This window comes from Bradyrhizobium sp. ORS 375, assembly GCF_000239775.1.
Classification (GTDB): domain Bacteria; phylum Pseudomonadota; class Alphaproteobacteria; order Rhizobiales; family Xanthobacteraceae; genus Bradyrhizobium.
This window is the reverse complement of sequence record NZ_CAFI01000476.1, coordinates 22,354-29,731: the sequence shown is the minus strand read 5'-3', so window position 1 is coordinate 29,731 and position 7,378 is coordinate 22,354. Positions and strand designations below refer to the sequence as shown.

At 65.6% G+C, this 7,378-nt stretch carries 3 protein-coding genes; 2 read left to right on the top strand and 1 reads right to left on the bottom strand.

Going from position 1 to position 7,378, the window contains the following annotated elements:
- Positions 1 to 3,227 (bottom strand): maltose alpha-D-glucosyltransferase (gene treS, locus BRAO375_RS32885; RefSeq protein ID WP_035643380.1); only part of this gene is annotated, 3,227 nt, incomplete at its 3' end.
- Positions 3,228 to 3,570: 343 nt separating this feature from the next.
- Here treS and malQ point away from each other — a divergent pair.
- Complete coding sequence (malQ, locus tag BRAO375_RS32880; protein ID WP_009031756.1) at positions 3,571 to 5,523, top strand: 4-alpha-glucanotransferase; 1,953 nt, start codon at positions 3,571 to 3,573, stop codon at positions 5,521 to 5,523.
- A gap of 42 nt (positions 5,524 to 5,565) precedes the next feature.
- Positions 5,566 to 7,377, top strand: a complete 1,812-nt coding sequence (locus tag BRAO375_RS32875; protein WP_009031755.1) for a glycoside hydrolase family 15 protein — start codon at positions 5,566 to 5,568, stop codon at positions 7,375 to 7,377.
- Position 7,378 lies beyond the last annotated feature (1 nt).

Genomic DNA, 7,378 nt, shown 5'->3' with positions numbered 1-7,378 from the left:
CGGTGAGCCAGATCATATTCGAGCGCTCCGAGAGCTTTTTCCAGCAGGAAAAAGTTAAGGAGCGCCTGCGCGGCGTCGGGATCGTCGGGCCAGAGCCGCTCGATGGCCTTCACCTCGCGATAACCGGCCAAAAAGGCCGCGATGGCGCGGTCGCGCCACTCCGTCAGCGCGGCGGGGAGCCGGCCATGGTCATCGGGGCCGGCGCGCAGCGCGCGCTCGAGCGCCACGCGGACGGAGCAGTCGATCGAGCGCAGAAAGCCCGCGATGTCGCGCGCCGGCGGCGCCTTGCGCCGTCGCTCGGCGAGCGGCAGCTCCTCGTCGCCGTCGAAGTCGATGATGACGATGTCATCCTTGACGATCAGCATCTGGCCGAGGTGGAAGTCGCCATGCAGGCGGATGTCAGAGCCGCCGAGATGTTGGCGGATCGGCTGGCCGAGCCGCTCCGACAGCTCGCCGCGGCTGGCGAGAACCTGATCGACCAGCCCCCGCTCAGGGTCCTTGAGATGGTCGCGGCGCTCGCTCAGGCCAGCGACGATCCGCGCGGCCTGGGCCCGAAGCCGGTCGATCCAGTGATCGAGGCTGTCGGTCGTGGTCGGCTGGGGGGCGAAATCCGCGATGTCGCCGCGCGAGGCCAGCGCCGCATGCAACTCGCCGGCGCGCCGGCCCGCCTGGGTCATGTAGCGGAGGTAGGGCGGCAGCTCCTCGCTCTGCCGTTCGTCGCCGCTGGTGGCGAACACGCGCTGGTCGTCGATGTAGCGATCGAGATAGGCCGCGGTGACGGTCCAGCCGTCGCCCTGGTTCTCGACGAAGCCGTGCACGGCGCCGACCGTGCGCCGCTCGTCGTCCTGGACCACCTCGACGCTGCCGAGCAGCGGCGGCACGTTGGAGAAGTGGACGATTTCGGTGAGGAAGCGGCCGACATCGATTTCGGGATGAGGGCCTGTCTCGAGCTCGCGATAGATCTTGACGAAGAATTCATTGTTGACCACGGCCTTGCTGCTGCAGCGGTCGGTCTCGATGACACGCACCTGCTCGGACTCCCGCACCGGCTTGTCGGGAAAGCGCGCAGTCGGGCGGAATTCCAGTCGCAGCCCGTTCTCCTCGACGGTGAGCGACTGCGCGACATTGCGCAGCAGCAGCGACAGGAAGATCGGGTTGGTGGCGGCATCCAGCAGCGTGCCCTCGCGGGCGCCCTGGCGCACGGCGGCGAACGCCTGTGGATTATAGCGCTCGCGATCGAACCGCACCCAATCGATCTGCATCGGCAGCAAATAGCGCAGCTCGTTCTTGCGCTCCGCGGCCTGGAAGAAGATCAGCCACGGGCGGTTGTCGCCGATGTCGCAGAACGGGATCGCGGAGGTCAGCGTCGGATGAATCGCCTCCGGCGCGCGCTCGGGGTACCAGCGCGTCCGCGCGAGGTGGCCGGGCAGCACGTCACGCTCGAACAGGCTGCGGGTGCGCGCCAGCGACACCCAGGTCGAGCCGAGCGGCACGACCAGCGTCTCGAATTCCGGCACCGCGCGCTGCACGACCGGCTCGGACTTGTCGCGCTCCTTGAGCTGGAACCAGTAGAAGCCGTAGGGCGACAGCGTGATCATGTAGGGCAGCTCGCCGATCGCGGGGAAGCGCGAGCGGCCGAGCATCTCGATCGGAATGCGGTCCTTGAATGCGGAGAGATCGAGCTCGGTCGCCTGCGCCGAGCGCGACAGGTTGGCGACGCAGAGGATCACCTCGTCCTTGTATTGGCGCACATAGGCCAGCACCGAGCGGTTGGCCGGACGGATGAAGGTCATCGTGCCCCGGCCGAAGGCGAGCGTCGACTTGCGGACCGAGATCAGCTTCTTGGTCGCGTTGAGCAGCGACGACAGGCTGCGCGACTGCGCCTCGACGTTGACGGCCTCGTAGCCATAGACCGGGTCCATGATCATCGGCGCGTACAGCCGCGCCGGATCGGCGCGCGAGAAGCCGCCGTTGCGGTCCGGCGTCCATTGCATCGGCGTGCGCACGCCATTGCGGTCGCCGAGATAGATGTTGTCGCCCATGCCGATCTCGTCGCCGTAATAGATGATCGGTGTGCCCGGGAACGACATCAGGAGCGAGTTCATCAGCTCGATCTTGCGCCGGTCATTGTCCATCAGCGGCGCAAGCCGCCGGCGGATGCCGACATTGATGCGCGCGCGGGGATCGTTGGCATAGGTCGACCAGAGATAATCCCGCTCGACGTCCGTCACCATTTCGAGCGTCAGCTCGTCATGATTGCGCAGGAACAGCGCCCATTGGCAGCTCGAAGGGATATCCGGCGTCTGGCGCAGGATGTCGGTGATCGGGAAACGATCCTCCTGCGCAATCGCCATGTAGATGCGCGGCATCAGGGGGAAGTGGTAGGCCATGTGGCACTCGTCGCCCTGGCCGAAATACTCCTGCACATCTTCCGGCCATTGATTGGCCTCGGCCAGCAGCAGCTTGTCCTTGGCGTAATTGTCCAGTTCGACCCGCAGACGCTTGATGATCTCATGCGTCTCGGGGAGGTTCTCGTTGTTGGTGCCATCGCGCTCGCAGAGATACGGAATCGCGTCGAGGCGGAAACCGTCGACGCCGGCATCCAGCCAGCGCTTCATCACCTGGATGATGGCGTTGACCACCCGCGGATTGTCGAAGTTCAGGTCCGGCTGGTGCGAGAAGAAGCGGTGCCAGTAGAACTGGCCGGCCTCCGGATCCCACGTCCAGTTCGACTTCTCGGTGTCGGTGAAGATGATGCGGGTGCCCAGATATTTCTGGTCGGTGTCGCTCCAGACGTACCAGTTGCGCGCGCTCGATCCGGGTGGGCTGCGGCGGGCCCGCTTGAACCAATGGTGCTGGTCGGAGGTGTGGTTGACGACGAGCTCGGTGATGACGCGCAGGCCGCGGCGCTGCGCTTCCTGAATGAAGCGCTTGAAATCCTTCATCGTCCCGAAATCGGGATTGATGCTGCCGTAATCGGCGATGTCGTAGCCGTCGTCGCGACCGGGCGAGGGATAGAACGGCAGCAGCCACAGCGCGGTGACGCCGAGATCCTGCAGATAGTCGAGCTTCTCGGTGAGGCCGGCAAAGTCGCCGATGCCGTCGTTGTTGCTGTCGGCGAACGCTTTGACGTGCAACTGGTAGATGATCGCGTCCTTGTACCAGAGGCCGTCGCCATCGGTCTCGGTCTGGAGGCTCGGGGCATCCAGGGATGACATCACGTTCATGAGGCCCTCACACCGAAGAGAGAGGAAAAAGGGATCGGCTGTGGTCGGAGGCGCACCGGCGCCGCCAGATGCGGCTCTCCTCAAAAGAGGGCAGAATAGGGGAGAACGCGCCGGGGATCGCGACGCTCTCGAACGTGTGCGGAAATTTGTTCACGGTGATGCCATTGACAAGAAAACCGTGTCCCGGTTCGCTAGGAACCGGAACCACCCGATACAAAGCCGCAGTCCCGGTTTTTGTTCCCCAGGGAACGAGGGCCGGCGCGGCGCGTTAGGGGCCTATCCTCTTGCCGTCCCACAACATTTTCACGACGTGCGACCCTCGTGACGTCAGATCGCGTGCCGAATGGATCTCTACAGCCAAGCTCATAGTCTCGGAATCCTGACAGAATTCTACGACGGTCAGGGGAATCGCCGCGTCACCGACGAAGCCGCCCTCAAGATCATCGTCGAGGCGTTCCCAAGGCCGACGCCGCATCGGCTGCTCAGCGGCGCGATCGTGATTCGGCCGGCGCAGCCGGCGCGCAGCCGGTTGAGCGATGCGGCCAAGCTGCCGGTCAAATGGACCGTCAAGCGCGGCGATGTCGAGGTCGCAAGAGGTGAGGCGCGGGACCCCTTCATTGAGTGGCCAGGCGATTTGCCCGCCGGCAGCTATCGGCTCGAGCTGTTGGATGCGTCGTCGTGCCGCGAGGAGCTGCCGCTGCTGGTCGCGCCCGACAAGGCGTATTCGGGCGATTTCGATCGCGTCTGGCTATTGGCGGTGCAGCTCTACGGCATCAGGTCGCGCCGCAACTGGGGCATGGGCGATTTCACCGACCTGGCCAATCTGATCGAAACCTGCGCGAAGCTCGGCGCTGACGGCGTCGGCCTCAATCCGCTGCATGCGCTGTTCGACGACCGGCCGGGCGATTTCAGTCCCTATGCGCCGAACAGCCGGTTGTTCCTCAATGCGCTCTATGTTGATGTCGAGCAGGCGCCGGGCTTCAAGGCTGGACCGGACAGCAAGGCGCTGGAGCCGCTGCGGCAGGCCGAACTGGTCGATTACAAGGGCGTCGCGGCGCTGAAATGGCCGGCGCTGCGCGCGGCCTTCGACACGTTCATGGCCGCGCCCGACGGCGCCGACGCGGCGGAATTCAAGGCCTATCGCGCCGAGCGCGGCGACCTCCTGGCGCGCTTCACCTGCTTCGAGGTGCTGCGGCATCGCTTCCAGAAGCCGTGGTGGGATTGGCCGGAGGAATGGCGCCAGCCGGACGCGGCGCGCTGCGTGGCGCTGCTCAGTGGCCCGGACAGCCGGGAGGCGGATTTCGTCGCCTATGTGCAATGGCTCGCGGAGCGCCAGCTGAGGCACTGCAAGGACCTCGCGCATCGGTTGGGCATGAAGGTCGGTCTGTATCTCGACGTCGCCGTCGGCGTCCAATCCGATGGCTTCGATGCCTGGAACGAGCAGGGTGCGATTTCGCGCACCCTGTCGGTCGGCGCACCGCCGGATCCGCTGAATACGGTGGGGCAGAACTGGGGCCTCGCCGGCTTCAATGCGCCGGGGCTGGAATTGAAAAACTTCGAGCCGTTTCGCGAAATGGTCCGCGCCTCGATGCGTCATGCCGGCGCCATCCGGCTCGACCACGTGCTCGGCCTGAAGCGGCTCTATCTGGTGCCGCACGGCTTTCCCGCGAAGCAGGGCGCCTATGTCCAGATGCCGTTCGACGCGCTGCTCGCCGCCACGGCGATGGAAAGCGTCGCCAACCAGTGCATCGTCATCGGCGAGGATCTCGGCACCGTGCCGGAGGGTTTTCGCGAGCAGATGGCCGATTGGGGCCTGTGGTCCTACAAGGTCATGATCTTCGAGCGCGACGACAATGGCCGCTTCCGCGACGTCGACTACTATCCGCCGAATGCGCTGGTGACGCTGAACACTCACGACCTCTCGACCTACGCCGGCTGGCGGTCATTCGGCGACCTCAAGACCAAGCGCGGATTGGACATCGATCCCGGCGAGACCGATCAGGATCGCTGGCACGCGCTCGGCCTGTGGGACGAGGTGCTCCGCCACAACGGAATCCACACCAACGACGTGCATTCCGCGATCGGCTTCCTGTCGCGGACGCGGTCGCGCCTGCTGGTGATTTCGCTCGAAGACCTGCTCGGCATCGTCGACCAGCCGAACATCCCCGGCACCATTGACGAGCATCCGAACTGGCGCCGCAAGGTCCCGGTCAACCTCGAGGACATCACCGGGACGGTTCATGTCGAGGCGCTCAAGGCCGCAACCGCCGAACGGATCAGCCCGGCGGGCGTTTAAGCAGGGGGGAGTTCGGCGGGGGCATTTGCACATGGATGCGGAATGTCCTGCAGGATCGAAGATTACGCACTGATTGGTGATTGCGAGACGGCGGCGCTGGTGAGCCGCAGGGGATCGATCGACTGGCTGTGCTGGCCGGCGTTCGATTCCGATGCCTGCTTCGCGGCGCTGCTGGGTGATCACGGCAACGGCCGCTGGCTGATCGAGCCGTGTGACGAGGTCAGGTCGAACAGCCGTCGCTATCGCGGCGACAGCCTGATCCTCGAGACCCGGTTCGAAACCGGCACCGGCACGGTCGAACTGATCGACTTCATGCCGCCACGCGGCAAGGCCTCCGACGTCGTCCGCCTGGTGCGCGGCGTGGCGGGCAAGGTCGCGATGCGCATGGACCTGATCATTCGCTTCGGCTTCGGTGTCGAAATTCCCTGGGTCCGGCGCTCCGAGGATCGCTCGGCGCTGCTCGCCGTGTGCGGTCCGGACATGGCGGTGCTGCACACGCCGGTGGAGACGCGCGGCGAGGACATGACGACCGTCGCGGAGTTCGAGGTTGCGGCGGGCGAGACCGTGCCGTTCGTGCTGACCTACGGCGCGTCGCATCTGCCGCCTCCCAGGCCGATCGATTACGAGCAGGCGCTTCGCGACACCGAAGCGTTCTGGTCGGACTGGTCGCGCCGCTGCACGTACAAGGGCGATCATCGCGACCTCGTGATGCGCTCGCTCGTGACGCTGAAGGCGCTGACCTACGGCCCGACCGGCGGCATCGTCGCCGCCCCGACGACGTCGCTGCCGGAGAAGCTCGGCGGTTGGCGCAACTGGGACTATCGCTTCTGCTGGCTGCGCGATGCGACCTTCACGCTGCTGGCGCTGATGAACTCCGGCTATACCGAGGAAGCGCTGGCCTGGCACAATTGGCTGCTGCGTGCGGCCGCCGGGGCGCCAGCTCATATGCAGATCATGTACGGCATCATGGGGCAGCGGCGGCTGACCGAATGGGAGGCGGAATGGCTGCCGGGCTATGAGGGGTCGCAGCCGGTCCGGATCGGCAACGCCGCCCACGCGCAGCTGCAGCTCGACGTCTATGGCGAGCTGATCGACGCGTTTCATCAGGCGCGCATGACCAAGCTGAAACTGAACGACGGCACCTGGGCGCTCGAACGCGCCGTGGTCGATCATCTCACCGATGTCTGGGACCGGCCCGATCACGGCATCTGGGAGCGCCGCGGCGACGGCCGTCATTACGTGTTCTCCAAGGTGATGACCTGGGTCGCGTTCGACCGCGCCATCAAGAGCGCCGAGCGATTCAATCTAGAGGCGCCGCTGGAACGCTGGCGGCGGCTGCGCGAGACCATTCACGGCGACGTCTGCGAGAAGGGCTATGATGCCGAAACCGGCAGCTTCGTCGAGGCGTACGGATCGCAGATGCTCGATGCGAGCTTGCTGCTGCTGCCTGCGGTCGGCTTTCTGCCGTGCTCCGATCCGCGCATTCGCGGCACCATCGCGGCGATCGAGCAGCATCTGCTGCGCGACGGCTTCGTCCTGCGGCACGATCCGCGCGAGCAGTCCGCGCAGGAACAGCAGCCGATCGAGGGCGCGTTCCTCGCCTGCACGCTGTGGCTGGCGGATGCCCATGTGCTCTCCGGCAACATCGAGAAGGCGGAGACGCTGTTCCAGCGCGTGGTCGACATCGCCAACGATGTCGGACTGCTCGCGGAAGAATACGACATCGACGCGCGACGGCAGACCGGCAATTTCCCGCAGGCGCTGACACATATCGCGTTGATCAACACGGCGCAGAATTTGAGCGGCGCCAAGAAGACGTGCGACAAGCCGGCCAAGCAGCGATCGGACGCGTGAG